Here is a 26295-nt window from a genome sequence, read left to right on the forward strand (position 1 = left end):
CTGCGCCCCAGGACGCAGCCGAAAAATGCGAAACTTAATCCGCGCGCCCCATATAACGGCGCTCTTCGATATGAATGCGGATTTTCTCACCTGCGCTCAGGTATTCGGGAACCTGAATCACCAGACCGGTGCTTAATGTCGCGGGTTTGTTACGTGCGCTGGCGGACGCTCCTTTAATACCCGGCGCGGTTTCGACGATTTCCAGATCCACGGTCTGCGGAAGCTCTAGCGCCAGCAGTTGGCCGTCCCAGGTCAGAACCTGCATATCCGGCATTCCGCCTTCAGGCATAAACAGCAACTCTTCTTCAATCTGATCTTTGGTGAAGGTATACGGCGTATAGTCTTCTTTATCCATGAACACATATTCGTTGCCATCGACATAAGAAAAGTCAACGCCGCGACGGCTCAGGGTGACGGTATCAACGATATCGTCGCCTTTGAAACGTTCTTCCACTTTCAGACCGGTGCGGACATCAGAAAAACGCATTTTATACAGTGTGGCGGCGCCACGGGCGGTAGGCGACTGAATGTCGATATCTTTCACAATCAGCAATTTGCCGTTGTAGTTCAGTACCATACCTTTTTTGATTTCGTTCGCTCTTGGCATCGAGGAGATCCTGTTGTAGAGATTATCTAAAATATCGCGTAAAACTACTCGCGCCGGGCCGTCCAGGCAAGTGGAATTGTCACTTTTGCTGGTGCAAAAAAGGTGATACTGTTCGCCCGCTTTCCGCCCCGCGTTCAACGAGAATAGGCGATGGCATGTCGCCTGGAGGGGGGAAGTGTGCTGTGTTGTCCCTTCTGTTTCCAGCCTTGTCTTCGGAATGTCTGAGGGCAGGCCTGATCATGATGACGTCCACATTTTAAATCTGGATTTTTCTTTGGACAAATTCTGTTATCTTTCATTTGGTTATAAATAGAGGGGCTGAGCATGGACTGTCGTAGCGGTTGTGGCGCTTGCTGTATTGCGCCTTCAATTTCGTCGCCGATACCCGGAATGCCGAATGGCAAGCCGATGAATACCAGATGCGCGCAGCTTTCGGAAGATAACTTGTGCCTTATCTTTGGCTCGCCTTTACGCCCAAAAGTGTGCTCTGGTTTGCAACCGACAGGGGACATGTGTTTAACGACCCGGGAAGAGGCCATTATTTATTTGCTGGAACTCGAACAGAAAACTTTACCATGAGCTAAGCCGCTTTTGATAAATGCGTAGGGGCTTATGTTATATCCCGAAATAGTCTGCAAAAGCTGCGCCTCAAATTACCTCCTTTTATCATTAAATAGCGTAATACATGATTACCTTATTTCGTGGCTTCTGAAGCGGTAGATGCCGCCGCCCAACCCCGTTGGTGCCTGAATGTGTACCGAACAAACCGTCACATAAAACAAAAACGATCAATTTTATTTATATGATAGCTTTTATCTATTAAAAAGAGGAATTTTGATCGATTTTAATTATTTATAACGATCGATATCATGAATTTGATAGTTTATATCTATCATTGATGTATTTACCGATCGATATAACCAGTGTGAATGTGTTGTTATTTTCCTTTAAAATACTCGAATTCTTATGTGTGGGTTTTATCTTATGAAGAAATATACGTTCGCAGCCAGGGCGTTTATTTTTACGCTGGTGTTGCTTTTTGTTATTTCAGTATTCGGGTTGACTATTAGCGTTTTAAAAGGGATGTGAAATGCGGGGAGAAAATAGTGAAATTGATTTAGTCGACGTTTCTTTATTCCTTATAAGAAAATGGCTAAGTATCATGATCGCTACCTTTATTTTTGTTGCCATTGGCTATGTTTTTGTGAGCGTGCAGCATGATACAAAGGTTGTGAGTATGACAATCAAACCTAATCTGGATACGCCTGCTACCTATGCGTTATGTGGCTATACTAATGATATTCAATGTAAAACAACGGTTATCCTTAACCAGTTTAGCCGTTTCTTGCCTGCGAACTATAAAAATAAAATAAGTTTTGACGCGAAAAATCAGCTTGTCCTTTTTAAGGCGCAGGGGAGAGAAGAAAGCGTCAATAATATTATTTCCACCCTGAAAAATAGTGTCGATAAAATGGCAGCATGGTATATCGATGATGGTGACATTAAACGTTATAGCGTGCATAAAAATATGTTACAAACGGAAACATATGCAAAGCTATCATTGTTGTCGGAGGCGGTTAAAAATAATGCTAACATTGAAGTGATAGATGTTGCTGTTACACCAAAATATAAGATGCGGCTGGTGCTGGTTCTTTGCGGACTGATGGGCGTAATTTTCTCAATAAGCGGTCTCTTATGTAAGAGGGCGCTAACAGAATATCGTATTGAGAAAAAGACAATGAATGACCGCGCATGAACATCGCGCAGAAATAAATTCTGCGCTGAAATGTGTCAAAGAGTAAAAGTATCAGGCTTGCAAGTTAAACATCTTTAATACGCGCCAGGCAGAACATGGTGGCGACAATCATGACTAACGCAAACCAGAAGACCGCATGATAATTCCAGATTTCTGCAGCGATTCCCGCCAGCGAACCGGCAATGATCCAGCCGACGCGAATGGTATTGGTATACAGCGTGGTGGCTGAACCCGCCTGGCCTGGCATGAGATCCTGAAAATAGAGCATGCCAATCCCGCCAAGAATGCCGATGTAAATCGCGTTCAGCAACTGCAAGCCGAGCAACGTCGCCGGTGCGTGCGCCAGCAACATACCCGCATAAAAGCACAGTCCGGCGACAACGGCGATGCACATTAACAGGCGTTTTCCCAACCGTTTGGCGAAGTAACCTGCAATCAGCATTGTGGGAATCTCCAGCCCGGCGGCGGTGCCCATCATCACGCCTGCAAGTTTTTCCGGAAGATGCAGCTCATTGATGATAAACAGCGGCATATTAATGATATACAGGCTGTTAGTTCCCCACATTAACGTACAGATGACAAACAACAACAGCGTATCGCGGCGATTACGACGCGGTGCTTCCAGCGTACCGGTTGCCAGCGGCGCATCTTTGCGCATTGACGGTAAAAAGAACCACACCATGACGCCGCAGACGATAAAAGCTACCGCCGCGCTCAAATACATCACCGTAAAGCTAAAACCCATCGCCAGCGCATAGGCCAGCGGCGGCCCAATGACCCAGGCCAATGAGACCTGGGCGCGGAGGATTGAGCTGAACATCACCGCTTCACGACCTGTACGATCGGCATGTTCACGGGCCAGCGCAAACATCTGCGGGTTGGCGGTAGAGCCGAAGCTACTGAGAAAGACGCCGATGAACAGCAAAATAAAGTAGTTGCGGTTCCAGGCAAACAATACGCAGGCCAACATGCCCAGCACGCAACAGAAAACGATCAGTTTTTTGCGATCGCCTTTTTTATCTGAGCGACCCGCCAGAAACTGGCTCACGATAATGCCGATAACCGCGCTGCCGGTAAAAAAGAATCCCACCATGCCGGGACGGGCGTGAACCTCATCCGTCAGAAAAATACTGAGCGTCGGCGTCTGTAACGCACCGGCAATACCGGTGAGAAAAGCGACGATCAAAAAGGCGGTAGACGTCAGGTCAAATGATTTAGGCGCAGCGGCGGCGGGACTGTTGTGCATGTTTCTATATCAGTGGTGTGAAGAGAGGCGGAGTTTACGCTGCCCGTCAGAAAATAAACAGGCGTCTGAATCAAAATCGACACGAAAAATCAAAATAGCATTCCAATTTGTTACCAGGGCGTGCTGACGCAAGCTGAAAGAAAAAAGCTGAAGCCTTTTATGCGTCAGCTATTGAGGGGCTGTTGGAGAAAAAATGTGCTTCACCTCAAAAAATTGCTACAAAACCGGTAACTTTTCTTGCGTGCTGAAGCAGAAAGATCCAGACTTCTTGAAACGTTTCAGCGCGATCTGGTTTTTTTGATAACTCAGATTGGCGCTTTTTTTCTCATAGTGGCTGAATCGTTTCAATTCAGCAGGAGAGGAGACACATGTTCCAGTTATCGGTTCAGGACATTCATCCGGGCGAGCAGGCCGGAAATAAAGAAGAGGCCATTCGGCAAATCGCCGCCGCGTTAGCGCAGGCGGGGAATGTGGCGGGCGGCTATGTTGACGGTATGCTGGCGCGCGAACAGCAAACCTCGACCTTTCTTGGCAATGGTATTGCGATTCCCCATGGCACAACAGACACGCGCGATCAGGTGCTGAAAACCGGCGTCCAGGTCTTTCAATTTCCGCAGGGCGTTATCTGGGGAGAAGGCCAGGTCGCCTATGTGGCGATTGGTATTGCCGCCAGTTCGGACGAACACCTCGGCCTGCTGCGTCAGTTGACGCATGTGCTGAGCGATGACTCCGTGGCTGAACAGCTGAAATCCGCGACAACGGCGGAAGAGCTGCGCGCATTGCTGATGGGCGAGAAGCAAAGTGAACAATTAAAACTTGATAACGAGACGATGACGCTGGATGTCATCGCCAGCTCGCTGGTCACATTGCAGGCGCTAAATGCGGCGCGTCTGAAAGAGGCGGGAGCGGTTGATGCGGCATTCGTCGCAAAAACGATTAACGACAGTCCGATGAATCTGGGACAAGGTATCTGGCTGAACGACAGCGCGGAAGGTAATTTGCGCAGCGCTGTTGCGGTAAGCCGTGCGACTCAGGCGTTTGACGTAGAGGGTGAAAAAGCAGCCTTATTAGTCACTGTCGCGATGAACGACGAGCAGCCGATTGCCGTGCTAAAACGCCTCGGCGACCTGTTGCTGAACAATAAAGCCGATCGTCTGCTGAGCGCCGACGCCGCGACGCTGCTGGCGTTGCTGACCAGTGATGATGCGCTGACGGATGACGTACTGAGCGCGGAATTTGTAGTGCGTAATGAGCATGGTCTCCATGCCCGTCCGGGCACCATGCTGGTGAATACGATTAAACAATTTAACAGTGAAATTACCGTGACAAACCTTGATGGAACCGGCAAACCGGCAAACGGACGTAGTCTGATGAAAGTGGTGGCATTAGGCGTGAAGAAAGGCCATCGTCTGCGCTTTACCGCGCAGGGTGAAGATGCTGAACAGGCGCTGAAAGCGATTGGCGATGCGATCGCCGCCGGTCTCGGGGAGGGCGCATAATGAGCAGGCGTGTTGCCACCATTACCCTTAATCCGGCTTACGATCTGGTTGGGTTTTGCCCTGAAATCGAACGCGGCGAAGTGAACCTGGTGAAAACCACGGGTCTGCACGCGGCGGGCAAAGGCATTAACGTTGCCAAGGTGCTGAAAGACTTAGGCATCGACGTCACCGTCGGCGGTTTTCTCGGTAAAGATAACCAGGACGGTTTTCAGCAATTGTTCAGCGAACTGGGCATCGCTAACCGCTTTCAGGTGGTTCAGGGCCGGACCCGCATCAACGTGAAGCTGACGGAAAAAGATGGCGAAGTGACCGACTTCAACTTTTCCGGCTTTGACGTGACCCCCGCAGACTGGGAACGCTTTGTTAACGACTCCCTGAGCTGGCTGGGTCAGTTCGATATGGTCTGCGTCAGCGGTAGCTTACCGGCTGGCGTGAGTCCGGAAGCGTTCACCGACTGGATGACGCGTCTGCGCAGCCAGTGTCCATGCATTATCTTTGATAGTAGCCGTGAAGCGTTAGTCGCCGGTCTTAAAGCTGCGCCGTGGCTGGTGAAACCGAATCGCCGCGAACTGGAAATTTGGGCGGGTCGTAAGCTCCCGGAAATGAAAGATGTGATTGATGCGGCGCACGCGTTACGCGAACAGGGTATCGCCCATGTGGTGATTTCGCTGGGGGCGGAAGGCGCGCTGTGGGTTAACGCCTCAGGAGAATGGATCGCTAAACCACCGGCAGTTGACGTGGTAAGTACCGTCGGCGCAGGCGATTCCATGGTTGGCGGATTGATTTACGGCCTGCTGATGCGTGAGTCCAGCGAACATACGCTGCGTCTGGCGACGGCGGTTGCCGCGCTGGCGGTCAGCCAGAGCAATGTGGGTATTACCGATCGTCCTCAGTTGGCCGCAATGATGGCGCGTGTCGACTTACAACCGTTTAACTGACAGCAGGAGAGGCATAATGAAAACGCTGCTGATAATTGACGCTAATCTCGGCCAGGCTCGCGCTTACATGGCGAAAACCCTGCTTGGATCGGCGGCGCATAAAGCAAATCTGGAAATTATCGACAATCCGAATGATGCTGAACTGGCGATCGTGCTGGGCGAATCTCTGCCGAACGACAATGCTTTGAACGGCAAAAAGGTTTGGCTGGGGGATATTGGCCGCGCCGTCGCGCATCCGGAACTGTTTCTGAGTGAAGCCAAAAGCCATGCGACCCCTTACAGCGCCCCTGCTGCGGCTGCTCCTGCGGCGAGCGGCGGTCCGAAACGCGTGGTCGCGGTAACGGCCTGCCCGACCGGCGTCGCTCATACTTTTATGGCGGCTGAAGCCATTGAAACAGAAGCGAAAAAACGCGGCTGGTGGGTAAAAGTCGAAACGCGCGGCTCCGTGGGGGCCGGCAATGCCATCACCCCGGAAGAGGTGGCGGAAGCGGATTTAGTGATTGTGGCGGCGGATATCGAAGTGGATCTGGCGAAGTTTGCCGGTCTCCCGATGTACCGCACGTCGACCGGCCTGGCGCTGAAAAAGACGGCGCAGGAGCTGGATAAAGCCGTAGCGGAAGCAACGCCGTATCAACCGGCGGGTAAGGCATCGCAAGCGGCGACCGAAGGGAAGAAAGAGAGCGCTGGCGCATACCGGCATCTGTTGACGGGCGTTTCTTACATGCTGCCTATGGTGGTTGCCGGGGGACTGTGTATCGCGCTTTCCTTCGCCTTTGGTATTGAAGCCTTTAAGGTGCCGGACACGCTGGCGGCGGCGCTGATGCAGATTGGCGGCGGTTCGGCGTTTGCGCTGATGGTGCCGGTACTGGCGGGTTATATCGCTTTCTCCATCGCGGATCGCCCAGGCCTTACGCCAGGTCTGATTGGCGGTATGCTGGCGGTTAGCACCGGTTCCGGTTTTATCGGCGGGATCATTGCTGGCTTCCTTGCCGGGTATATGGCGAAGCTTATCAGTACCAAACTGAAACTTCCGCAAAGTATGGAAGCGCTGAAGCCAATCCTGATCATCCCGTTAATTTCCAGTCTGGTGGTGGGGCTGGCGATGATTTACCTGATCGGTAAACCGGTTGCCGGGATTCTGGAAGGGCTCACCCACTGGCTGCAAACGATGGGGACGGCAAATGCGGTGCTGCTGGGCGCGATTCTCGGCGGGATGATGTGTACCGACATGGGCGGCCCGGTGAACAAAGCGGCGTATGCGTTTGGCGTTGGTCTGCTGAGTACGCAAACTTACGCGCCGATGGCGGCGATCATGGCCGCAGGTATGGTACCGCCGTTAGCGCTGGGTCTGGCGACGATGGTGGCGCGTCGTAAGTTCGACAAAGCGCAGCAGGAAGGCGGTAAAGCGGCGTTGGTGCTGGGGCTGTGCTTTATCACTGAAGGCGCTATTCCGTTTGCGGCGCGCGACCCGATGCGTGTACTGCCGTGCTGTATCGTTGGCGGCGCGTTGACCGGGGCTATTTCTATGGCGGTAGGCGCAAAATTGATGGCGCCGCATGGCGGTCTGTTTGTTCTGCTTATCCCAGGCGCAATTACGCCGGTATTGGGATACCTGCTGGCAATTGTGGCCGGTACGCTGGTGGCAGGGCTGGCTTATGCCGTCCTGAAACGTCCGGAGACGGAAGTCGCGGCAAAAGCGGCGTAAGAGAAACACGCTAAAAAAGGCAGAGCGCGCTCTGCCTTTTTTATTGCCTGAAGAACATTGCGCGTCAGGCCACCGCTTCGGCAATTTGCTGGGCTTTTAACCACGCAATCTCTTCCGCCCAGATATCAGGATTGATGGTCTCCAGTATCAGCGGAATACCGTCAAAACGCGCATCCTGCATAATCCAACGAAACGCATCGTGGCCGATATTGCCTTCACCCAGACTGTGATGGCGGTCAACGCGGCTACCGAAGGCGCTTTTGGCGTCGTTCAGGTGCATTCCGCGCAAATACTGAAATCCGACAATTTTCCCGAATCCGGCGAACGTTTTTTCGCACGCCTCTGGCGTACGCAGATCATATCCGGCGGCAAAGGCATGGCAGGTATCGATACAGACGCCAACGCGCGACTTATCTTCCACGCCGTCGATGATGGCGGCTAACTGTTCAAACTCAAACCCCAGATTACTGCCCTGACCGGCTGTATTTTCGATAACCGCCGTAACGCCCTCGGTCTGCGCGAGGGCAATATTGATGGATTCCGCGATCCGCGCCAGGCAATCCTCCTGTGCAATCTGCATCAAATGGCTACCGGGATGAAAATTAAGCAAGGTTAAGCCGAGTTGTTCACAGCGTTGCATTTCATCGAGAAAGGCATCACGTGATTTTTCCAGTGCTTCACTGACCGGATGGCCCAGATTAATCAGGTAACTATCGTGGGGAAGAATTTGCGCCGCCGAGAAATGATACTTTTCACAGGCGATTTTAAAGTCATCAATGACCTGGGGAGTAAGGGGGGCGGCACGCCACTGACGCTGGTTTTTTGTGAAAAGCGCAAAGGCCGTTGCGCCAATTTCAGCCGCGCGGGCAGGGGCGTTAGCCAGACCGCCAGCAGCGCTGACGTGCGCTCCGATGTATTTCATAAAAGACTCCTGTTAAACCCGCTAACGGTTCATTACGAACGCTATGATAACGGGTTAACAGGCGTGAAACGTAATAATTTATGCGATAAGGCTATGGATTAGGACGTTAATGGCGCCACCGCCAATAATCAGCCAGGCGAATAATGCCAGCGCCATCAGCAGCGGTTTCGCCCCCGCTTTTTTCAATGCGCTAACGTGAGTGGTCAGACCCAACGCCGCCATCGCCATCGCCAGCAGTACCGTGTCCAGCGTCACCAGCATATCCACCACGGCTTTCGGCAGCAGGTGGAAAGAGTTGAAGATCGCCACTACGATGAAGAAAATAGCAAACCACGGAATGGTAATTTTGCTTTTTTCCGCGCCGGTCGCCGGGGAAAGCTGTTTAACGCGTGCTGCCAGAATGATCAGGAACGGCGCCAGCATCATGACACGCAGCATCTTAGCGATAACTGCCGCATTTTCCGCATCCGGGCTAACGGCGTGACCCGCTGCGACCACTTGCGCGACTTCATGCATGGTTGAGCCGATATAGATGCCGTAAGTTTCCGGGCTGAACCAGTGCGCCAGCAGCGGATACATTGCCGGGTAAAGGAAAATAGCGATGGTGCCGAAAATAACGACAGTCGCGACGGCTACAGTAACCTTACTGGCTTCCGCTTTTACCACCGGTTCTGTCGCCAGTACCGCCGCCGCGCCGCAGATACTGCTACCGGCGCCAATCAGCCAACTGGTGTGCCTGTCCAGACCAAAGACTTTTTGGCCTAAGAAGCAGGCCAGCATGAACGTGCTGGAAAGCGTTAATACGTCAATCACAATACCGCTAATGCCCACATCGGCGATTTGTGAAAAGGTAAGGCGGAAGCCGTAAAGGATAATCCCTAAACGCAGCAGATGTTGTTTTGCAAACAGCACGCCGCCGTCGCATTGTTTCCATATTTGTGGATAGACGGTATTCCCGATAACCATACCCAGCAGGATAGCCAGGGTCAGGGCGCTGAACCCCGCGCCTGCAACGGCAGGGATAGCGCCGCCCCACAGGGCGACTCCTGTAATGACGGCGCTCAGAGCGAGCCCCGGTATAAAATGCCACATTGTACGACGATGATTCTGCAAGGTGAGTTCTGTCATAACCTTCTCCTGTATATGGACAATAAGGTTACGGTGATCTGGTTTAAAAATAAAATTGATTATATATTTATAATTAATCTTTATAAGTGGTAAGTGAAACGCTATCGGTGGGATACGACTATGCATATTACGCTACGACAACTTGAAGTGTTTGCTGAAGTACTGAAAAGCGGTTCAACAACCCAGGCGTCGGTCATGCTGTCATTATCGCAGTCCGCCGTTAGCGCCGCGCTCACCGATCTGGAAGGTCAGCTCGGCGTACAGTTGTTTGATCGGGTGGGGAAACGGCTGGTGGTCAACGAACATGGGCGCTTGTTATACCCGCGCGCGCTGGCATTGCTGGAGCAAGCGGTAGAAATTGAGCAGCTATTTCGTGAAGATAACGGCGCGATACGGGTTTATGCCAGTAGCACCATCGGCAATTACATTTTACCCGCCATGATTGCCCGCTATCGCCAGCATTATCCGGCCTTGCCGCTGGAACTCAGCGTGGGAAACAGCCAGGACGTGATTAACGCGGTGCTGGATTTTCGGGTTGATATCGGCCTGATTGAAGGACCATGTCACAGTACAGAGATTATCTCTGAGCCGTGGCTGGAAGATGAGCTGGTGGTCTTTGCCGCGCCGTCCTCGCCGCTGACGCAGGGGCCGGTGACGCTGGAACAGCTTGCGGCATCCCCATGGATTTTACGCGAGCGCGGTTCCGGTACGCGGGAAATTGTCGATTATTTGCTGTTGTCGCATTTGCCGCGCTTTCATATGGCGATGGAGTTGGGGAATTCAGAAGCGATCAAACATGCGGTGCGTCATGGACTGGGGATAAGCTGTTTATCGCGCCGGGTGATTGCTGAACAACTCCAGGCGGGAACCCTGGGCGAAGTCGCGGTGCCGTTACCGCGCCTGGTGCGCACGTTGTGGCGTGTTCATCATCGGCAGAAACATCTTTCTAACGCGTTGCAGCGTTTTTTGAGTTACTGTGAATAAAGGTGAAGAGGAGGGCTGCCCGGGCGGCATCGCCATTTTTAGTATCCGCTTACGTATACGTTATTCTCTGCTTTACTTATAATCCGTGGCCGGTCATGAAGGTCTCTTATAACCGCGCATTTGTGTCGGAAGGATAGTATTTCGTCTGTTACAATCGCGCCTCATTTTTTGGATGGATAGCATTTTCACATGGGTTCCAAAACTAAAACCACAGAAGCGCCCGCGCTACGTCGCGAATTAAAGGCGCGTCACCTGACGATGATTGCCATTGGCGGCTCCATCGGGACAGGTCTTTTCGTTGCATCTGGTGCGACAATTTCTCAGGCGGGGCCAGGCGGCGCGCTGTTTTCTTATATTCTGATTGGTTTGATGGTCTACTTCCTGATGACCAGTCTTGGCGAGCTGGCGGCCTATATGCCGGTATCTGGCTCGTTTGCGACATATGGTCAGAACTATGTGGAAGAAGGCTTTGGTTTCGCGCTGGGCTGGAACTACTGGTACAACTGGGCGGTGACTATCGCTGTTGACCTGGTTGCCGCACAATTGGTGATGGGCTGGTGGTTCCCGGATACGCCGGGCTGGATCTGGAGCGCGCTATTCCTCTGCGTCATTTTCTTGCTGAACTACATTTCCGTACGCGGTTTTGGCGAGGCGGAGTACTGGTTCTCGTTAATTAAAGTCGCGACCGTTATTATCTTCATCATCGTTGGCGTAGCGATGATTATCGGCATCTTTAAAGGTGTCGAGCCGGTCGGCTGGAGCAACTGGACGACGGGCGATGCGCCTTTTGCTGGCGGTTTTGCGGCAATGATTGGCGTCGCGATGATCGTGGGCTTCTCTTTCCAGGGAACTGAGCTGATTGGTATTGCCGCCGGGGAATCTGAAAACCCGGAGAAGAATATTCCGCGCGCGGTGCGTCAGGTGTTCTGGCGTATTCTGCTGTTTTATGTTTTCGCGATTTTGATTATCAGCCTGATCATTCCTTATACCGATCCAAACCTGCTGCGTAACGACGTCAAAGACATTAGCGTCAGTCCGTTTACCTTAGTGTTCCAGCATGCGGGCTTGTTGTCTGCGGCGGCGATAATGAATGCGGTTATCCTGACGGCGGTACTGTCTGCGGGCAACTCCGGAATGTATGCCTCGACCCGTATGCTCTACACCCTGGCCTGTGACGGTAAGGCCCCGCGTATTTTTGCGAAATTGTCCCGCGGCGGCGTACCGCGCAATGCGCTTTATGCCACCACCGTGATTGCCGGTCTTTGCTTTTTGACCTCAATGTTCGGCAACCAGACGGTCTATCTGTGGCTGTTGAACACCTCCGGTATGACGGGCTTCATCGCCTGGCTGGGGATTGCCATTAGCCATTATCGTTTCCGTCGCGGTTACGTGATACAAGGGTATGATGTGAATGATTTGCCGTACCGTTCCGGGTTCTTCCCGCTGGGGCCGATTTTCGCCTTTGTACTGTGCCTGATTATTACGTTGGGGCAGAACTATGAAGCGTTCCTGAAAGATACCATCGACTGGGGCGGCGTCGCGGCGACCTATATCGGTATTCCGCTGTTCCTGCTTATCTGGTTCGGCTACAAGCTGATAAAAGGCACGCATTTCGTGCGCTATAGCGAAATGCACTTCCCGGAACGCGTTAAAAAGTAACGCGGTATTCTCGTCATGGCCGGATAAGGCTTTATACCGCTATCCGGCACTGACTGCCTGAACCTGACCCTTCTAACCCTCTCATTCGAGAGGGTTTTTTGTTTTTTCTTCATGATTGGTTCAAATGACATAATTATTAACAATTAAATTGATAATTATTATCGTTTGCTTTATCGTTACGCTCGAAATCAGAAAGGATGAAGATTCGGGCGCGACCGTCACTCATGAGCCCGACTCGCCTGCATAAAAAGAGTTCGCCGTGATAACTGTTATCGCAGGCGAAACGTAATGCGTTGTGAGCGATAACCGATTTTTTTGTCGTATTTACCTCATGGAGAAATGGAATGTTTAGGTTTAACCCTTTCGTTCGGGTAGGGCTTTGTATGTCCGCAGTTACGTTGGCCTGGCCGGTTGCCGCGGCAACGGATGATGGTGAAACCATGGTCGTTACCGCGTCCGCTATTGAACAAAATCTGAAAGATGCGCCAGCAAGTATCAGCGTCATTACCCAGCAAGATTTACAGCGCAGGCCCGTGCAAAACCTGAAAGATGTCCTGAAAGAGGTGCCGGGCGTACAGCTCACTAACGAAGGGGATAACCGTAAAGGCGTGAGTATTCGTGGTCTGGACAGCAGTTATACGCTGATCCTGATCGACGGTAAGCGCGTTAACTCCCGTAACGCGGTCTTCCGCCATAATGATTTTGATCTGAACTGGATACCGGTTGACGCTATCGAACGCATTGAAGTGGTGCGTGGCCCCATGTCCTCGCTGTATGGCTCCGATGCGCTGGGCGGCGTGGTCAACATTATTACCAAAAAAATTGGTCAGAAATGGCACGGTAGCGTCACGGTTGACTCCACTATTCAGGAACATCGCGACCGTGGCGATACCTATAACGGCCAGTTCTTTACCAGCGGTCCGCTGATCGACGGCGTGCTGGGAATGAAAGCCTACGGTAGCCTGGCGAAACGCGGAAAAGACGAGCAGCAGAGTTCCGCCACCACCGCTACGGGTGAAACGCCGCGCATTGAAGGATTTACCAGCCGGGATGGAAACGTCGAGTTTGCCTGGACACCAAACGAAAATCATGACGTTACCGCAGGCTACGGTTTTGATCGCCAGGACCGGGACTCCGACTCGCTGGATAAAAACCGTCTGGAACGGCAAAACTACGCGTTGAGCCATAACGGACGTTGGGATCTCGGTAACAGCGAGCTCAAGTTCTACGGCGAAAAAGTGGAAAACAAAAACCCCGGCAACAGTAGCCCTATCACGTCAGAAAGCAATTCGATTGACGGGAAATACGTTCTGCCGTTAGCGTCTGTCAACCAGTTCCTCACCTTCGGCGGCGAATGGCGTCACGATAAACTGAGCGATGCGGTCAACCTGACCGGCGGTTCCAGTACTAAAACCTCCGCCAGCCAGTATGCTCTGTTCCTTGAAGATGAGTGGCGCATCTTCGAACCGCTGGCGCTGACCACCGGTATTCGTATGGATGACCATGAAACCTATGGCGATCACTGGAGCCCGCGTGCTTATCTGGTCTATAACGCAACGGATACCCTGACGGTGAAAGGTGGGTGGGCCACGGCCTTTAAAGCGCCGTCGCTATTGCAATTAAGTCCGGACTGGGCGACCAACTCCTGCCGTGGAGGATGCCGCATTATCGGTAGCCCGGATCTGAAACCTGAAACCAGTGAAAGCTGGGAGCTCGGCCTTTACTACCGTGGCGAAGAAGGCATACTGGAGGGCGTGGAAGCGAGCGTTACCACGTTCCGTAACGATGTGGACAATCGCATCAGCATTAGCCGTACCGCTGACGTTAACGCCGCGCCCGGCTATTCCAACTTTGTCGGTTTCGAAACCAATAGTCGGGGACAGCGCGTTCCGGTCTTCCGTTATTACAACGTGAATAAAGCGCGTATTCAGGGCGTGGAAACCGAGTTGAAAGTTCCGTTTAACGAGGCGTGGAAACTGTCGTTGAATTACACCTATAACGACGGACGCGACGTCAGTAATGGCGGGAACAAGCCGCTTTCCGATCTGCCGTTCCACACCGCGAACGGTACGCTGGACTGGAAACCGGTGCAGCTCGAAGACTGGTCATTCTACGTATCAGGGAATTATACCGGGCGTAAGCGGGCCGACAGCGCAACGGCGAAAACGCCGGGTGGGTACGTGGTCTGGGATACCGGCGCGGCATGGCAGGCGACGAAAAATGTTAAACTGCGTGCGGGCGTTCTGAACGTGGGCGATAAAGATCTCAAACGCGACGACTACGGTTACACCGAAGACGGACGTCGTTACTTTATGGCGGTGGATTACCGTTTCTGACAGAGACTGGCGACAGCCGCGTTTTGCCGCTGTCGCCAGAATGTTATAACCGATGCAGCCTGGAGAGCAGCGCCAGCGACAGAGTCGTTAACAGAATGGCGATTAACGCATAGATATAAACGCCCGACCACGCCCAGCTATTTTTCACCATAATTACCGGCACACCGGCCATTGCCGCGCCGACATAGCTGAACAATCCCCGAAAGCCGGTAATCGATCCCGCCGCATCCTTATGGGTCACATCCAGACAGCCGACGGCAAAAAGCATATGCGGTCCGTATAAGGCGAAGCCCATGATGGTGAACAGAATCGCGGTGAGGGTGTAAGAGGTATCCTGAACCAGCGGCACCAGCACGATGCATATGCACAGCGCTAACGCGAAGATTAACCCGGTCATCCAGCGGTTACTTTTGAACATAAAGTCAGACAAGTAGCCTGCCAGCAACCCACCTGCCAGTCCGCCCGCCTCAAACCAGGAAATAATCGAGTTCGCTTTTATCAGGCTCCAGCCGTGAACCTGCGAATAGTAAATCTGCGGCCAGTCGTTAAGGATGGTGCGCGCAATATAAACCGACATATCGCCGATAATAATGATCCATACCAGTGGATTGGTCAGGATATATTTCACAAAAATCTGCCAGAAGCTCAGGTTGACCGGGCTGGCCTTGACCTGGGCCAGTTCCGTCGGGTCGTTACGCCACTGCCCCACGTTGGGCAAACCTAACGTACCGGGACGATCTTTAATGGTAAATAGCGCCACTATCCCCATCAGCAGCGAAATGGCGCCGGGAACATAAAACCCCATTTTCCAGCTACCGCTAAAGGCGATAGCAAAACTGGTCAGCAGCGGCGCGAGGCTGCCGCCGATATTGTGCGCCGCTTCAACGATAGCCCACCAGCGTCCCCGTTCGTTTTTCGAAAACCACGAGGCCATAATTTTCGCCATCGGCGGAAAGCTGGTGCCCTGTAATATCGCGTTGAGGCTGTACAGTACGTAGAATGCCGCCACGCTATCGGAAAAGCCGAACAGAATATTTACAATCCCCACGCCAATCAACACCGGGCCGGTCATGGCCTTCGGGTTAATTTTATCGACCAGCATCCCGCCGACAAACTTCATCGCGCCATAAAGAATGTAAAAAATAGAAGACATAATGGCGAAGTCTTCTGCGGTCAGCGACGTTTCCGTCAGCATGGCCGGCATCGCGGCGGAGAAGTTTTTACGGGTAAGATAAAAGACGGCATAAGAGATAAAGACCGAGGCGATAATCTCAAAACGAAATTTTTTATAGGTCTGGTCTATCTCTTTTTTCTCTTTTACAATCGGCTTATCGGGCTGGCTGAAAATAAATGTTTTTATACTCATTTTAAAATTCCCTTCCGGCGAGGTGAGTCGCGTTATAATTCATCTTCAATAAGAAAAAGAAGCAATTCGAAACCGTGATAATTAATCTGATGGTGGATTTTTTCCCGTACAACCGGCTTCGCTTTCCAGGCAATACCGGTGCCAGCATGTTCTAACATCGGCAGATCGTTGGCGCCATCACCGCAGGCAATAATATTCTCCGTGGCAATATTTAACCGGGCAGCCAGGTCAACCAGCGTCTGTTTTTTGTTTGCGGCATTCATAATCGGCAAAGTAATGTTATCCGTCAGAACGTTATCGCGTATTTCAACCGTATTCGAAAAGGCATAATCCAGTTGATACCGTTCTTTTAGACGCTGGGTGAATATATCCAGTCCCCCGGAGATAATCGCGGTTTTAAATCCTTTGGCCTTGATGACTGGCAGAATAGTTAACAGGCCTGGCGAAAGGGTCATGCGATCGCATACGGCGTTCAGCACTGCTTTCGGTGTGCCTTTCAACATTCCGATACGTCGGGTAAAACTGGCGTTAAAATCAAGCTTGCCCTCCATCGCCTGTTGGGTAATGGCGGTGATTTGCGTCGACATGCCAAGCTCGCGGGCAATTTCATCCACGCCTTCTTCCGCAATAAATGTCGAGTCCATATCAAACGCGATAATACCGTTAGCAGGCAGTGGCTGCGGCTTAATAAAAAAATCAAACTGCCATTGCAATGAGAGTTCGCGTAAATAGCGATAAAATTCAGGCGTCAGACATTCCGCTGGCAGCGTAAGCTTTAAATAAGCAGTATTGATAAGCGCGGCATAACGTTTATCAAATAATAGCGGAAACGGCATGGTGACGGCATTAAATAACGTTTCCTGTAATTTTTTCTGAAACGTATCGATATCCTGTGTAGTAATAAAATAAATAATGCTCATATGATAACTCCCTTAATTTACGGGTATTATAATGACTCTTTTGCGGCGTGGAATCTCGTGCTATCACAGATATCACAGCCAGAAAAGGGCTAAAAAAGCGTTGTTTTTGATACCAGGTAAAGTTCAGACACAAAAGGTATCACTTTTGATATGCCAACTGTGCGAGGATGTTATTTATTACTGAACGCGAATGACACTGAAAGGATTGATATAACGATGGAGAGTTGCCTTGATATATTCAAAATAGTAATAGGTCCATCCAGCTCACGTACCGTAGGGCCGATGCGCGCCGCCTGTCACTTTATTTCATTGCTCAGAGAACAAGAGACGTTGCCGCTAATTCGGAAAATTGAAATCGAGCTGTATGGCGCGTTATCGTTAAGCCGCAAGTGCCACAATGTGGATACCGCCCTTTATCTTGGGCTGCTGGGTTGCCAGCCGGAGAATGTCGATCTCCGTTCGCATATGGCGGTGATTAAGCGTGCGGAAAATGAAAACAAAATCGAACTCCCGCTCTCTGACGCGGGCGGAATCACGATAAAAGTCAAGATTATCGCCAATCACCAGGCGCATCCAGGCCATCCTTATGCCATGACGTTTCGCGCCAGAGATGATTATTTCACTGTGTATGAAGAGACCTGGTTTTCGACCGGCGCCGGACAGGTTCGCAAACATGGCGAGCCGCTGACGCCATCGCTTCCTTTGCGTACAGTGTCGCCCTTTGAATTTAGTCATGCCGCGCAGTTGCTGGCGCTGTGTCGGCGTAACGGCCTGTCCGTGGCGGCGCTGATGATGAAAAATGAGCTGTGCCGCCACTCGCCACAGACGTTGCAGAATTATCTGGCGCAAATATGGGACGTGATGCAGCAGGCGGTTTATCGCGGCCTGCATACTGAGGGGGTATTACCCGGTCCCTATCAGGTACCGCGGCGCGCCTGTGCGTTACATAAGACGTTACAGGCTAACCGTTCCGCCAGCGATTTTTTAACCGCGCTGAACTGGGTCAATGCCTTCGCGATTGCGGTAAGCGAAGAAAATGCCAGCGGCGGACAGATTGTTACCGCGCCAACCAATGGCGCGTGCGGCATCATTCCGGCAGCGCTCTGCTGGTATGATAAATTTGTCACGCCGCTGGAGCCCGGTGCTCTGACCCGTTTCTTCCTGACCGCCGCCGCTATCGCGATGTTGTTTAAACAAAACGCCTCTATTCTGGGATCTGAAGTTGGCTGTCAGGGGGAAATCGGCGTGGCATGCTCAATGGCGGCGGCGGGCCTGGCTGAACTGATGGGCGCATCCGTGGAGCAAACGCTGAGCGCCGCTGAAATTGCCATGGAACATCATCTGGGATTGACCTGCGATCCGCTGGGCGGACAGGTACAAATTCCCTGCATAGAGAGAAATGCCATCTCTGCCGTGAAAGCGATAAACGCGGCGACGATGGCGATGAGTCGCGTAAGCGAACCCTGTATTTCGCTCGATGAGATCATTGCTGCGATGTACGAGACCGGTAAAGATATGAGCGCTAAATACCGTGAAACGTATCATGGTTCGCTGGGGAAAATTCAGCCGCGCAAGAGAGGGTAACAGCGTGAAATACAATACGATGAATAACGACGAGATTATCCTGTCGTTGTGCGCTCGCTTAAAGGAGACGCGTCTGTCTCTTTCGATGACCCAGCAGCAGCTTGCCGATCGCGCGCACGTTGGCATCGCCACCATCAAGCGTATCGAGAAGGGGGGAGGGCTCAATCTTGATACGTTAATTTCTCTCCTGCGGGCGCTGGATAAGTTGCATAATCTTGATGCGGTGCTGTTTGAATCCGAGCTGCGTAATTTTCACGAAAGTTATGAAGGCGGAGAGGGGAGCGGCCGCCTTCAGGTACGCCAGCAGGCCGCGGATTTAAATAATAAATCTTCCGCGCCGCAGTCGGAGGAGGTGAATTACAGCGCGGCGCTGGAAAATTCATTATGTTGGTGACGTCTCACGCTCGCCCCGTAAATACCGGGCATGAAAGCGCAGATGGTCCTCGATGAAGGACGCAATAAAATAATAGCTATGATCGTAACCGGGCTGGATTCGTAGCGTCATCGGCCAGGCGGTTTGCCGCGCGGCTTCCGCCAGTACGGCTGGCTGAAGTTGATCGGCGAGGAATTGATCGCTGTCGCCCTGATCGATGAGCACAGGAATGGCGTCCTGCGGCTGGCTGGCCAGCATTAATTCGCAGCTATCCCACTCAGTCCAGGCTGATTCATCTTCGCCGAGATAAGCGGTAAGCGCTTTGATTCCCCACGGCACGCGGCTGGGGTTGACGATGGGCGCAAAAGCAGAGACGCTGGTATATTTGCCCGGATTTTTCAGCGCCATGATTAACGCGCCGTGGCCGCCCATCGAGTGCCCGCTGATGGCGCAACGGTCGCTGACGTTAAACTGTGTCTGGATGAGCGCCGGAAGCTCATCGCGCAGGTAATCGTACATGCGATAATGGCTGGCCCAGGGCGGCTGTGTGGCATTGAGATAAAACCCGGCGCCGTGGCCTAAATCGTATCCGCTATCGTTGGCGACCTGTTCACCGCGTGGACTGGTATCCGGCATCACCAATACAATGCCCAGGTCTGCTGCGATACGCTGCGCGCCTGCTTTGGTGGTAAAGTTCTCATCATTGCAGGTCAACCCGGACAGCCAGTACAGTACCGGAGGCGGTTCATTATCCTGAGTCGGCGGAAGAAAAATGCTGAATGTCATGGCGCAGTTTAGCGTGGCGGCATGATGACGCCAGCGCTGCTGCCAGCCGCCAAAACATCGGTGCTCTTCGAGCATTTCCATGCGGGGGCTCCTTTTATAGTGAACCTGATAAGGTATGCAGATTCTTCATAATACAGATTATTCACCGCGTTGTGAGTAACTTTCACTTCCGTAATACATAAACATGCTTCATCATTTAAATAACGTTGCGTTAACAAATATGCCCTTTGTCCTGCCATCATTCCCGCACCGGAAAAGATGTCATGAAAGGCAGCGACAATTTCAACAATTATGGGCGTGAATACTGGATTATGTGCGCTACCTCACGCACAATAATCACACTGTCACAATATTGACAAACTTTGCCCCATGCAGGGCAGAGGCGCCACACCTGCAGGAGAACACGATTAATGCCATCACTCAGTAAAGAAGCGGCCCTGGTTCATGACGCGCTGGTTGCCCGGGGGCTGGAAACGCCGCTGCGCCCGCCTATGGATGAACTGGATAATGAAACGCGAAAAAGCCTTATCGCAGGGCATATGACTGAGATTATGCAGTTGCTGAATCTCGATTTGAGCGATGACAGTCTGATGGAAACGCCGCATCGTATCGCTAAGATGTACGTTGACGAGATTTTCGCCGGCCTCGACTATGCCAATTTCCCGAAAATTACCCTCATTGAAAATAAAATGAAGGTGGATGAAATGGTCACCGTCCGCGATATCACGCTGACCAGCACCTGTGAACATCACTTCGTGACCATTGATGGCAAAGCGACTGTCGCGTATATCCCCAAAGATTCTGTGATCGGCCTGTCGAAAATTAACCGTATCGTGCAATTCTTCGCCCAGCGTCCGCAGGTTCAGGAACGTTTGACCCAACAAATTCTGACGGCGCTGCAAACCTTGCTCGGCACCAATAATGTAGCGGTATCGATTGATGCGGTGCATTACTGCGTGAAAGCGCGCGGTATTCGTGACGCAACCAGCGCCACGACGACGACATCGCTGGGCGGATTGTTTAAGTCCAGCCAGAATACGCGCCAGGAGTTTCTGCGTGCCGTTCGCCATCATCCATGATTAAGGCGGAGACGATGGAGCGTAATGTCACGCTGGATTTTGTACGTGGCGTCGCTATCCTCGGTATCCTGCTTCTTAACATTAGCGCCTTTGGATTGCCGAAGGCGGCTTATCTCAATCCCGCCTGGTATGGTGCGATCGTTCCCGAAGACGCCTGGTCCTGGGCGATTCTCGATATTGTGGCGCAGGCTAAATTTCTTACGCTGTTTGCGTTGTTGTTTGGCGCGGGGCTACAAATGCTGCTTCCGCGTGGTAAACAGTGGATTCAGTCGCGCTTAACGCTATTGGTACTGTTAGGTTTTATCCATGCGTTATTCTTTTGGGACGGCGACATTCTGCTGGCCTACGGTCTGGTCGGGTTAATTTGCTGGCGACTGGTACGCGACGCGCCTTCGGTAAAAAGCCTGTTTAATACCGGCATACTCCTTTATCTGGTCGGGATTGGCGTGCTACTGCTGCTGGGTGTGGTATCGAGTAGCGAAACCAGCCGCGCCTGGACGCCGGATGCGTCGGCAATATTGTATGAAAAATACTGGAAGCTGAACGGCGGCATGGAGGCTATCAGCAACCGGGCAGAGATGCTGTCGAATAGTTTACTGGCGCTCGGCGCGCAGTATGGCTGGCAACTGGCGGGTATGATGCTGCTGGGCGCCGCGCTAATGCGTAGCGGCTGGCTGAAAGGTCAGTACAGTCTGCGGCACTATCGCCGTACCGGGATTCTGCTGGTGGCGTTAGGGCTAATGATCAACCTGCCTGCGGTCATCTTACAATGGCGGCTGGACTGGGCGTACCGCTGGTGCGCCTTCTTATTGCAGGCGCCGCGCGAACTGAGCGCGCCGTTGCAAACGCTGGGCTATGCCGCGCTGATGTTTGGCTTCTGGCCGCAGCTTAGCCGATGCAGACTGACGCTTGCCATTGCCTGCGTAGGGCGAATGGCGCTGACCAATTATCTGCTGCAGACGATCATCTGTACCACGCTGTTTTATCAGTTTGGCTTATTTATGGAATTCAATCGACTGGAACTCTTGTTCTTTGTCGTTCCGGTATGGGCAATAAACCTTCTCTTTTCCGTCATCTGGCTACGTTTCTGGCGACAGGGACCGGTCGAGTGGTTATGGCGTCAACTCACGTTGCGCGCGTCAGGATCGTTCAGATAACGATCTGGATCACATTCATTAACAAAATGGCTGTAACCGTTTCCATCCCTGTGATGTTTCTCACGCAGCCCTGGGCAGGGTGCTGACAAAATAGCCGCCTGCTAACGGGGCATTTGTGAGCATTTTTGAACTCAAACAGGGCAGTGAATATGATCACCATTCGTGATGTAGCGCGCCAGGCTGGCGTGTCTGTAGCGACCGTTTCCCGCGTACTGAATAACAGCGCGTTGGTCAGTCCCGACACCCGTGACGCCGTTATGCAGGCCGTCACCCTGCTGGGATATCGGCCAAATGCGAATGCGCAAGCGCTGGCCACCCAGGTGAGCGATACCATCGGTGTCGTGGTCATGGATGTTTCCGATGCCTTTTTCGGCGCTCTGGTGAAAGCCGTAGATCTGGTCGCGCAGCAGCACCAGAAATATGTTCTCATTGGCAACAGTTATCATGAGGCGGAAAAAGAGCGTCATGCGATTGAAGTCTTGATCCGTCAGCGTTGTAACGCATTGATTGTTCACTCAAAAGCCTTAACCGATCGCGAGCTGAGCGACTTTATGGATCAGATCCCCGGCATGGTGCTGATTAACCGTATCGTGCCGGGTTATGCGCATCGTTGTGTCTGTCTCGACAATGTGAGCGGCGCCAGAATGGCGACCCGAATGTTGCTGAATAATGGACATCAACGCATCGGCTACCTGGCCTCCAGCCACCGTATTGAAGATGACGCGATGCGCAGAGAAGGGTGGTTACACGCGCTGCAAGAGCAGGGGGTTGCTGCGTCGGAGAGCTGGATTGGCACCGGCACGCCGGATATGCAGGGCGGCGAGTCGGCAATGGTTGAGTTGCTGGGACGCAATCTGCAACTGACGGCGGTATTTGCCTATAACGATAACATGGCGGCGGGCGCGCTGACGGCGTTAAAAGATAACGGCATCGCCATTCCCTTGCATCTGTCTGTCATCGGTTTCGATGATATCCCTATTGCTCGTTATACCGATCCTCAGTTGACTACCGTGCGCTATCCTATTGCTTCTATGGCGAAAATCGCGACCGAGCTGGCGTTACAGGGGGCCGCAGGCACGCTGGATATCACGGCGACGCACTGCTTCATGCCGACCCTGGTACGGCGCCATTCGGTGGCGTGGCGACAGAATGCGGTACTGATCACTAACTGATTACGCACCGCATGTAACCGTTTTCAATCTGTGAGTAAATTCACAGTTTATTAACATTGTGATAGCTATGATGACAACGTTTGTCGCACTGTAACTAATGTGTAACAGTTAGTTGTCAGTTTTGCTGGGGTATTTCGCTTATAAAAACCGTTATCACAATATCCCGCGACTACCGGACAAAAATAAAGAGTTGAATAAGAGCCTATCCCATTAGGGCTATTTTACTTGCCATTTTGGACCTGGGCAGTGCTCGCCAAAACGCGTTAGCGTTTTGGCGAGCGCTGTCCGTGTCCAAACTGGCTGCGCCAATAACGCCTGGTGGGATAGGCTCTAAATACGCTTCGGCGTTCAGTAACACGCGTTAACGTGCTGAACAGCCGGGCATTTTTTTACGCTATACCCTACATAATAAAACCGGAGCTACCATGAATAAGAAGGTACTGACCCTTTCTGCCGTGATGGCAAGTCTGTTATTCGGCGCGCACGCGCACGCGGCTGATACTCGTATTGGCGTGACGATTTATAAATATGACGATAACTTTATGTCCGTGGTGCGTAAGGCTATTGAAAAAGATGGCAAATCCGCGCCGGATGTTCAGCTACTGATGAATGACTCGCAAAACGATCAGTCCAAACAGAATGATCAAATTGACGTTTTATTGGCGAAAGGGGTTAAAGCTCTGGCGATTAACCTGGTCGACCCGGCAGCCGCCGGTACGGTGATTGAGAAAGCGCGCGGGCAAAATGTGCCGGTGGTGTTCTTTAACAAAGAGCCTTCCCGCAAAGCGCTGGACAGCTATGACAAGGCGTATTATGTCGGGACTGACTCTAAAGAATCCGGTGTGATTCAGGGCGACTTGATTGCCAAACACTGGCAGGCGAATCAGGGTTGGGATCTGAATAAAGACGGTAAAATTCAGTATGTTCTGCTGAAAGGCGAGCCGGGGCACCCGGATGCGGAAGCCCGTACGACGTATGTGGTGAAAGAGTTAAATGCTAAAGGTATTCAGACCGAGCAACTGGCGTTAGACACCGCCATGTGGGATACCGCGCAGGCAAAAGATAAGATGGATGCCTGGCTGTCTGGCCCGAACGCTAACAAGATTGAAGTGGTTATCGCGAATAACGATGCGATGGCGATGGGCGCGGTAGAGGCGCTGAAAGCGCATAATAAATCGTCGATTCCGGTCTTTGGCGTCGATGCGTTACCGGAAGCTCTGGCGCTGGTGAAATCGGGCGCGATGGCCGGTACGGTACTGAATGACGCCAACAATCAGGCGAAAGCGACATTCGATCTGGCGAAAAACCTCGCCGAAGGCAAGGGCGCGGCTGACGGCACCAGCTGGAAGATTGAGAACAAAATCGTGCGCGTGCCTTATGTCGGCGTGGACAAAGACAATCTGAGCGAATTTACCCAAAAATAACTTTTCCGTCTGTGGGCGCAATTTTGTTGCGCCCTGAAACCGTGGAAGGGTGACGTGCCGCAGACCGGATAACGTATTTCTTTTGCCATCCGGCGCGGATAGTCATAATTAAAAAGGCCGACAGGGTATCATTATGGGCAGCACGATCTCTCCGTCGTCGGGTGAATATTTGTTGGAAATGCGTGGCATTAACAAATCATTTCCCGGCGTGAAAGCGCTTGATAATGTCAACTTAAACGTTCGTCCGTACTCTATTCATGCATTAATGGGCGAAAACGGCGCAGGCAAATCAACATTATTAAAATGTCTTTTCGGTATTTACCAAAAAGATTCCGGCAGCATTGTATTTCAGAGAAAAGAAGTGGACTTCCATTCGGCGAAAGAAGCGCTGGAGAATGGGATTTCGATGGTACATCAGGAGTTAAATCTGGTATTGCAACGTTCGGTCATGGATAACATGTGGTTGGGACGTTATCCCACCAAAGGTATGTTTGTCGACCAGGATAAAATGTACCAGGATACCAAAGCGATATTTGATGAACTGGATATCGATATTGACCCACGCGCGCGCGTAGGAACGTTATCCGTTTCGCAAATGCAGATGATCGAAATTGCGAAGGCGTTTTCCTATAACGCTAAGATCGTTATTATGGATGAACCGACCTCATCGTTAACTGAGAAAGAGGTTAATCATCTGTTCACCATTATTCGCAAGCTGAAAGAACGCGGCTGCGGAATTGTTTATATCTCGCATAAAATGGAAGAAATTTTTCAATTGTGCGATGAAATTACTATTTTGCGCGACGGTCAGTGGATTGCCACCCAGCCGCTGGAAGGGCTGGATATGGATAAGATCATTGCGATGATGGTCGGGCGTTCCTTGAACCAGCGCTTTCCGGATAAAGAAAATAAGCCGGGCGACGTGATTCTGGAGGTACGTAACCTGACCTCGCTGCGCCAGCCTTCCATTCGCGATGTCTCCTTTGATTTGCACAAGGGCGAAATTCTGGGCATTGCCGGTCTGGTTGGGGCAAAGCGTACCGATATCGTCGAAACGCTGTTTGGCATTCGTGAGAAGTCGTCCGGGACAATCACTTTACATGGCAAGAAAATTAATAATCACACTGCGAACGAAGCGATTAACCACGGTTTTGCGCTGGTGACGGAAGAGCGTCGTTCCACCGGAATTTACGCCTATCTGGATATCGGATTTAACTCATTAATTTCGAATATCCGTAATTATAAAAATAAAGTGGGGTTACTGGATAATTCCCGGATGAAAAGCGACACCCAATGGGTCATTGATTCCATGCGGGTAAAAACGCCGGGGCATCGCACGCAAATTGGTTCGCTTTCCGGCGGCAATCAGCAGAAGGTGATCATTGGTCGCTGGCTATTAACGCAGCCGGAAATATTAATGCTGGACGAACCGACCCGCGGCATTGATGTCGGCGCAAAATTTGAAATTTATCAGCTTATTGCGGAACTGGCGAAAAAAGGCAAGGGGATCATCATTATCTCTTCTGAAATGCCGGAGCTGTTAGGGATTACCGATCGTATCCTGGTGATGAGTAACGGTCTCGTTTCCGGCATTGTCGATACTAAAACAATAACGCAAAACGAAATTTTGCGTCTTGCTTCTTTGCACCTTTAA

Annotated in this window: 23 protein-coding genes; 16 read left to right on the plus strand and 7 right to left on the minus strand. The window is 51.8% G+C overall.

The features are described from left to right. Positions 1-34: 34 nt before the first annotated feature. Positions 35-607 carry an elongation factor P-like protein YeiP gene (gene yeiP / locus ACLJRH_RS00115; RefSeq protein ID WP_001136822.1) on the minus strand — a complete coding sequence of 191 codons (573 nt, stop codon included), beginning with the start codon at positions 605-607 and terminating at the stop codon, positions 35-37. A 324-nt stretch (positions 608-931) separates the two neighbouring features. On the opposite strand from yeiP, the gene ACLJRH_RS00120 reads away from it, so the two are divergent. From ACLJRH_RS00120 to ACLJRH_RS00130, 3 genes are all read left to right on the plus strand, one after another. Next, positions 932-1186, plus strand: a complete 255-nt coding sequence (locus ACLJRH_RS00120) for a YkgJ family cysteine cluster protein (protein ID WP_001528509.1) — start codon at positions 932-934, stop codon at positions 1184-1186. A 387-nt stretch (positions 1187-1573) separates the two neighbouring features. Further along, positions 1574-1696 carry a membrane protein gene (locus ACLJRH_RS00125; RefSeq protein WP_001519564.1) on the plus strand — a complete coding sequence of 41 codons (123 nt, stop codon included), beginning with the start codon at positions 1574-1576 and terminating at the stop codon, positions 1694-1696. Between the two features lies 1 nt (position 1697). Beyond that, positions 1698-2363 (plus strand): GNVR domain-containing protein, encoded by a 666-nt coding sequence (locus ACLJRH_RS00130; protein WP_023136830.1) that lies wholly within the window; start codon positions 1698-1700, stop codon positions 2361-2363. Positions 2364-2427: 64 nt separating this feature from the next. Here ACLJRH_RS00130 and setB read toward each other — a convergent pair whose 3' ends face one another. After that, positions 2428-3609, minus strand: coding sequence for a sugar efflux transporter SetB (gene setB / locus ACLJRH_RS00135; protein ID WP_000551934.1), 1182 nt, complete (start codon positions 3607-3609; stop codon positions 2428-2430). Positions 3610-3977: 368 nt separating this feature from the next. Here setB and fruB point away from each other — a divergent pair, with 368 nt between their 5' ends. Genes fruB through fruA form a run of 3 tightly spaced genes read left to right on the plus strand, consistent with a single transcriptional unit; the run spans position 3978 to position 7751 of the window. After that, the gene (gene fruB / locus ACLJRH_RS00140; protein ID WP_000487280.1) at positions 3978-5108 is read left to right on the plus strand and encodes a fused PTS fructose transporter subunit IIA/HPr protein; all 1131 of its coding nucleotides are present in this window, start codon (positions 3978-3980) and stop codon (positions 5106-5108) included. Then, a complete protein-coding gene (gene fruK / locus ACLJRH_RS00145; RefSeq protein ID WP_000091249.1) occupies positions 5108-6046 on the plus strand; it encodes a 1-phosphofructokinase in 939 nt (312 codons plus the stop codon). Before fruB ends, fruK begins: the two co-directional genes overlap by 1 nt. Before the next feature lie 16 nt (positions 6047-6062). Further along, positions 6063-7751 (plus strand): PTS fructose transporter subunit IIBC, encoded by a 1689-nt coding sequence (fruA, locus tag ACLJRH_RS00150; protein WP_023136831.1) that lies wholly within the window; start codon positions 6063-6065, stop codon positions 7749-7751. A gap of 64 nt (positions 7752-7815) precedes the next feature. On the opposite strand, the gene nfo is transcribed toward fruA, so the two are convergent. Both nfo and ACLJRH_RS00160 read right to left on the minus strand, forming a co-directional pair. After that, positions 7816-8673: a deoxyribonuclease IV gene (nfo, locus tag ACLJRH_RS00155; protein ID WP_000873912.1), complete on the minus strand. Its 858-nt coding sequence runs from the start codon at positions 8671-8673 to the stop codon at positions 7816-7818. Between the two features lie 78 nt (positions 8674-8751). Then, positions 8752-9801: a YeiH family protein gene (locus ACLJRH_RS00160; RefSeq protein WP_000137966.1), complete on the minus strand. Its 1050-nt coding sequence runs from the start codon at positions 9799-9801 to the stop codon at positions 8752-8754. Between the two features lie 120 nt (positions 9802-9921). Here ACLJRH_RS00160 and yieE point away from each other — a divergent pair, with 120 nt between their 5' ends. From yieE to cirA, 3 genes are all read left to right on the plus strand, one after another. Further along, positions 9922-10785, plus strand: coding sequence for a DNA-binding transcriptional regulator YeiE (yieE, locus tag ACLJRH_RS00165; RefSeq protein WP_000548316.1), 864 nt, complete (start codon positions 9922-9924; stop codon positions 10783-10785). 189 nt (positions 10786-10974) lie between these two features. Further along, a complete protein-coding gene (gene lysP, locus ACLJRH_RS00170) occupies positions 10975-12444 on the plus strand; it encodes a lysine-specific permease (RefSeq protein ID WP_000534999.1) in 1470 nt (489 codons plus the stop codon). 344 nt (positions 12445-12788) lie between these two features. Further along, the gene (cirA, locus tag ACLJRH_RS00175; RefSeq protein WP_000488259.1) at positions 12789-14780 is read left to right on the plus strand and encodes a catecholate siderophore receptor CirA; all 1992 of its coding nucleotides are present in this window, start codon (positions 12789-12791) and stop codon (positions 14778-14780) included. 43 nt (positions 14781-14823) lie between these two features. Here the strand turns inward: cirA and ACLJRH_RS00180 are convergent, their stop codons facing one another. Beyond that, positions 14824-16146 (minus strand): MFS transporter, encoded by a 1323-nt coding sequence (locus ACLJRH_RS00180; protein WP_000023806.1) that lies wholly within the window; start codon positions 16144-16146, stop codon positions 14824-14826. 32 nt (positions 16147-16178) lie between these two features. Next, positions 16179-17066 (minus strand): phosphoserine phosphatase SerB, encoded by an 888-nt coding sequence (gene serB / locus ACLJRH_RS00185; RefSeq protein ID WP_000022914.1) that lies wholly within the window; start codon positions 17064-17066, stop codon positions 16179-16181. Between the two features lie 216 nt (positions 17067-17282). On the opposite strand from serB, the gene ACLJRH_RS00190 reads away from it, so the two are divergent. Beyond that, on the plus strand, positions 17283-18650 hold the full coding sequence (locus tag ACLJRH_RS00190) for an L-serine ammonia-lyase (RefSeq protein ID WP_023136832.1): 1368 nt from the start codon (positions 17283-17285) through the stop codon (positions 18648-18650). A gap of 4 nt (positions 18651-18654) precedes the next feature. Continuing rightward, positions 18655-19044, plus strand: a complete 390-nt coding sequence (locus ACLJRH_RS00195) for a helix-turn-helix domain-containing protein (RefSeq protein ID WP_000876817.1) — start codon at positions 18655-18657, stop codon at positions 19042-19044. Here the strand turns inward: ACLJRH_RS00195 and fghA are convergent. Further along, entirely contained in the window at positions 19033-19890 is an 858-nt protein-coding gene (gene fghA / locus ACLJRH_RS00200; protein WP_000425479.1) for an S-formylglutathione hydrolase, read from the minus strand. The genes ACLJRH_RS00195 and fghA overlap by 12 nt on opposite strands. 329 nt (positions 19891-20219) lie before the next feature. On the opposite strand from fghA, the gene folE reads away from it, so the two are divergent. The 5 genes from folE (at position 20220) to mglA (ending at position 26295) form a co-directional block, all read left to right on the plus strand. Continuing rightward, on the plus strand, positions 20220-20888 hold the full coding sequence (folE, locus tag ACLJRH_RS00205) for a GTP cyclohydrolase I FolE (RefSeq protein ID WP_001139611.1): 669 nt from the start codon (positions 20220-20222) through the stop codon (positions 20886-20888). Positions 20889-20902: 14 nt separating this feature from the next. After that, positions 20903-22045, plus strand: coding sequence for a DUF418 domain-containing protein YeiB (gene yeiB, locus ACLJRH_RS00210; RefSeq protein WP_001530341.1), 1143 nt, complete (start codon positions 20903-20905; stop codon positions 22043-22045). A 149-nt stretch (positions 22046-22194) separates the two neighbouring features. Further along, the gene (galS, locus tag ACLJRH_RS00215; RefSeq protein WP_000628634.1) at positions 22195-23217 is read left to right on the plus strand and encodes an HTH-type transcriptional regulator GalS; all 1023 of its coding nucleotides are present in this window, start codon (positions 22195-22197) and stop codon (positions 23215-23217) included. A gap of 425 nt (positions 23218-23642) precedes the next feature. After that, positions 23643-24641, plus strand: coding sequence for a galactose/glucose ABC transporter substrate-binding protein MglB (gene mglB / locus ACLJRH_RS00220; protein ID WP_001036938.1), 999 nt, complete (start codon positions 23643-23645; stop codon positions 24639-24641). 133 nt (positions 24642-24774) lie between these two features. Continuing rightward, positions 24775-26295: a galactose/methyl galactoside ABC transporter ATP-binding protein MglA gene (gene mglA, locus ACLJRH_RS00225; RefSeq protein WP_023137554.1), complete on the plus strand. Its 1521-nt coding sequence runs from the start codon at positions 24775-24777 to the stop codon at positions 26293-26295.

The organism is Salmonella sp. SAL04162 (genome assembly GCF_046551535.1).
Classification (GTDB): domain Bacteria; phylum Pseudomonadota; class Gammaproteobacteria; order Enterobacterales; family Enterobacteriaceae; genus Salmonella; species Salmonella enterica.

Excerpts from the sequence above, each read along its gene's own strand:
- fruB (WP_000487280.1), top strand. The coding sequence starts at position 3,978 with ATGTTCCAGTTATCGGTTCAGGACATTCATCCGGGCGAGCAGGCCGGA.
- ACLJRH_RS00120 (WP_001528509.1), top strand. The coding sequence starts at position 932 with ATGGACTGTCGTAGCGGTTGTGGCGCTTGCTGTATTGCGCCTTCAATT.
- ACLJRH_RS00160 (WP_000137966.1), bottom strand. The coding sequence starts at position 9,801 with ATGACAGAACTCACCTTGCAGAATCATCGTCGTACAATGTGGCATTTT.
- fghA (WP_000425479.1), bottom strand. The coding sequence starts at position 19,890 with ATGGAAATGCTCGAAGAGCACCGATGTTTTGGCGGCTGGCAGCAGCGC.
- mglB (WP_001036938.1), top strand. The coding sequence starts at position 23,643 with ATGAATAAGAAGGTACTGACCCTTTCTGCCGTGATGGCAAGTCTGTTA.
- cirA (WP_000488259.1), top strand. The coding sequence starts at position 12,789 with ATGTTTAGGTTTAACCCTTTCGTTCGGGTAGGGCTTTGTATGTCCGCA.
- mglA (WP_023137554.1), top strand. The coding sequence starts at position 24,775 with ATGGGCAGCACGATCTCTCCGTCGTCGGGTGAATATTTGTTGGAAATG.
- fruK (WP_000091249.1), top strand. The coding sequence starts at position 5,108 with ATGAGCAGGCGTGTTGCCACCATTACCCTTAATCCGGCTTACGATCTG.
- fruA (WP_023136831.1), top strand. The coding sequence starts at position 6,063 with ATGAAAACGCTGCTGATAATTGACGCTAATCTCGGCCAGGCTCGCGCT.
- nfo (WP_000873912.1), bottom strand. The coding sequence starts at position 8,673 with ATGAAATACATCGGAGCGCACGTCAGCGCTGCTGGCGGTCTGGCTAAC.
- galS (WP_000628634.1), top strand. The coding sequence starts at position 22,195 with ATGATCACCATTCGTGATGTAGCGCGCCAGGCTGGCGTGTCTGTAGCG.
- yeiP (WP_001136822.1), bottom strand. The coding sequence starts at position 607 with ATGCCAAGAGCGAACGAAATCAAAAAAGGTATGGTACTGAACTACAAC.
- yieE (WP_000548316.1), top strand. The coding sequence starts at position 9,922 with ATGCATATTACGCTACGACAACTTGAAGTGTTTGCTGAAGTACTGAAA.
- setB (WP_000551934.1), bottom strand. The coding sequence starts at position 3,609 with ATGCACAACAGTCCCGCCGCCGCTGCGCCTAAATCATTTGACCTGACG.
- yeiB (WP_001530341.1), top strand. The coding sequence starts at position 20,903 with ATGGAGCGTAATGTCACGCTGGATTTTGTACGTGGCGTCGCTATCCTC.
- ACLJRH_RS00125 (WP_001519564.1), top strand. The coding sequence starts at position 1,574 with ATGTGTGGGTTTTATCTTATGAAGAAATATACGTTCGCAGCCAGGGCG.
- folE (WP_001139611.1), top strand. The coding sequence starts at position 20,220 with ATGCCATCACTCAGTAAAGAAGCGGCCCTGGTTCATGACGCGCTGGTT.
- serB (WP_000022914.1), bottom strand. The coding sequence starts at position 17,066 with ATGAGCATTATTTATTTTATTACTACACAGGATATCGATACGTTTCAG.
- ACLJRH_RS00180 (WP_000023806.1), bottom strand. The coding sequence starts at position 16,146 with ATGAGTATAAAAACATTTATTTTCAGCCAGCCCGATAAGCCGATTGTA.
- lysP (WP_000534999.1), top strand. The coding sequence starts at position 10,975 with ATGGGTTCCAAAACTAAAACCACAGAAGCGCCCGCGCTACGTCGCGAA.
- ACLJRH_RS00190 (WP_023136832.1), top strand. The coding sequence starts at position 17,283 with ATGGAGAGTTGCCTTGATATATTCAAAATAGTAATAGGTCCATCCAGC.
- ACLJRH_RS00130 (WP_023136830.1), top strand. The coding sequence starts at position 1,698 with ATGCGGGGAGAAAATAGTGAAATTGATTTAGTCGACGTTTCTTTATTC.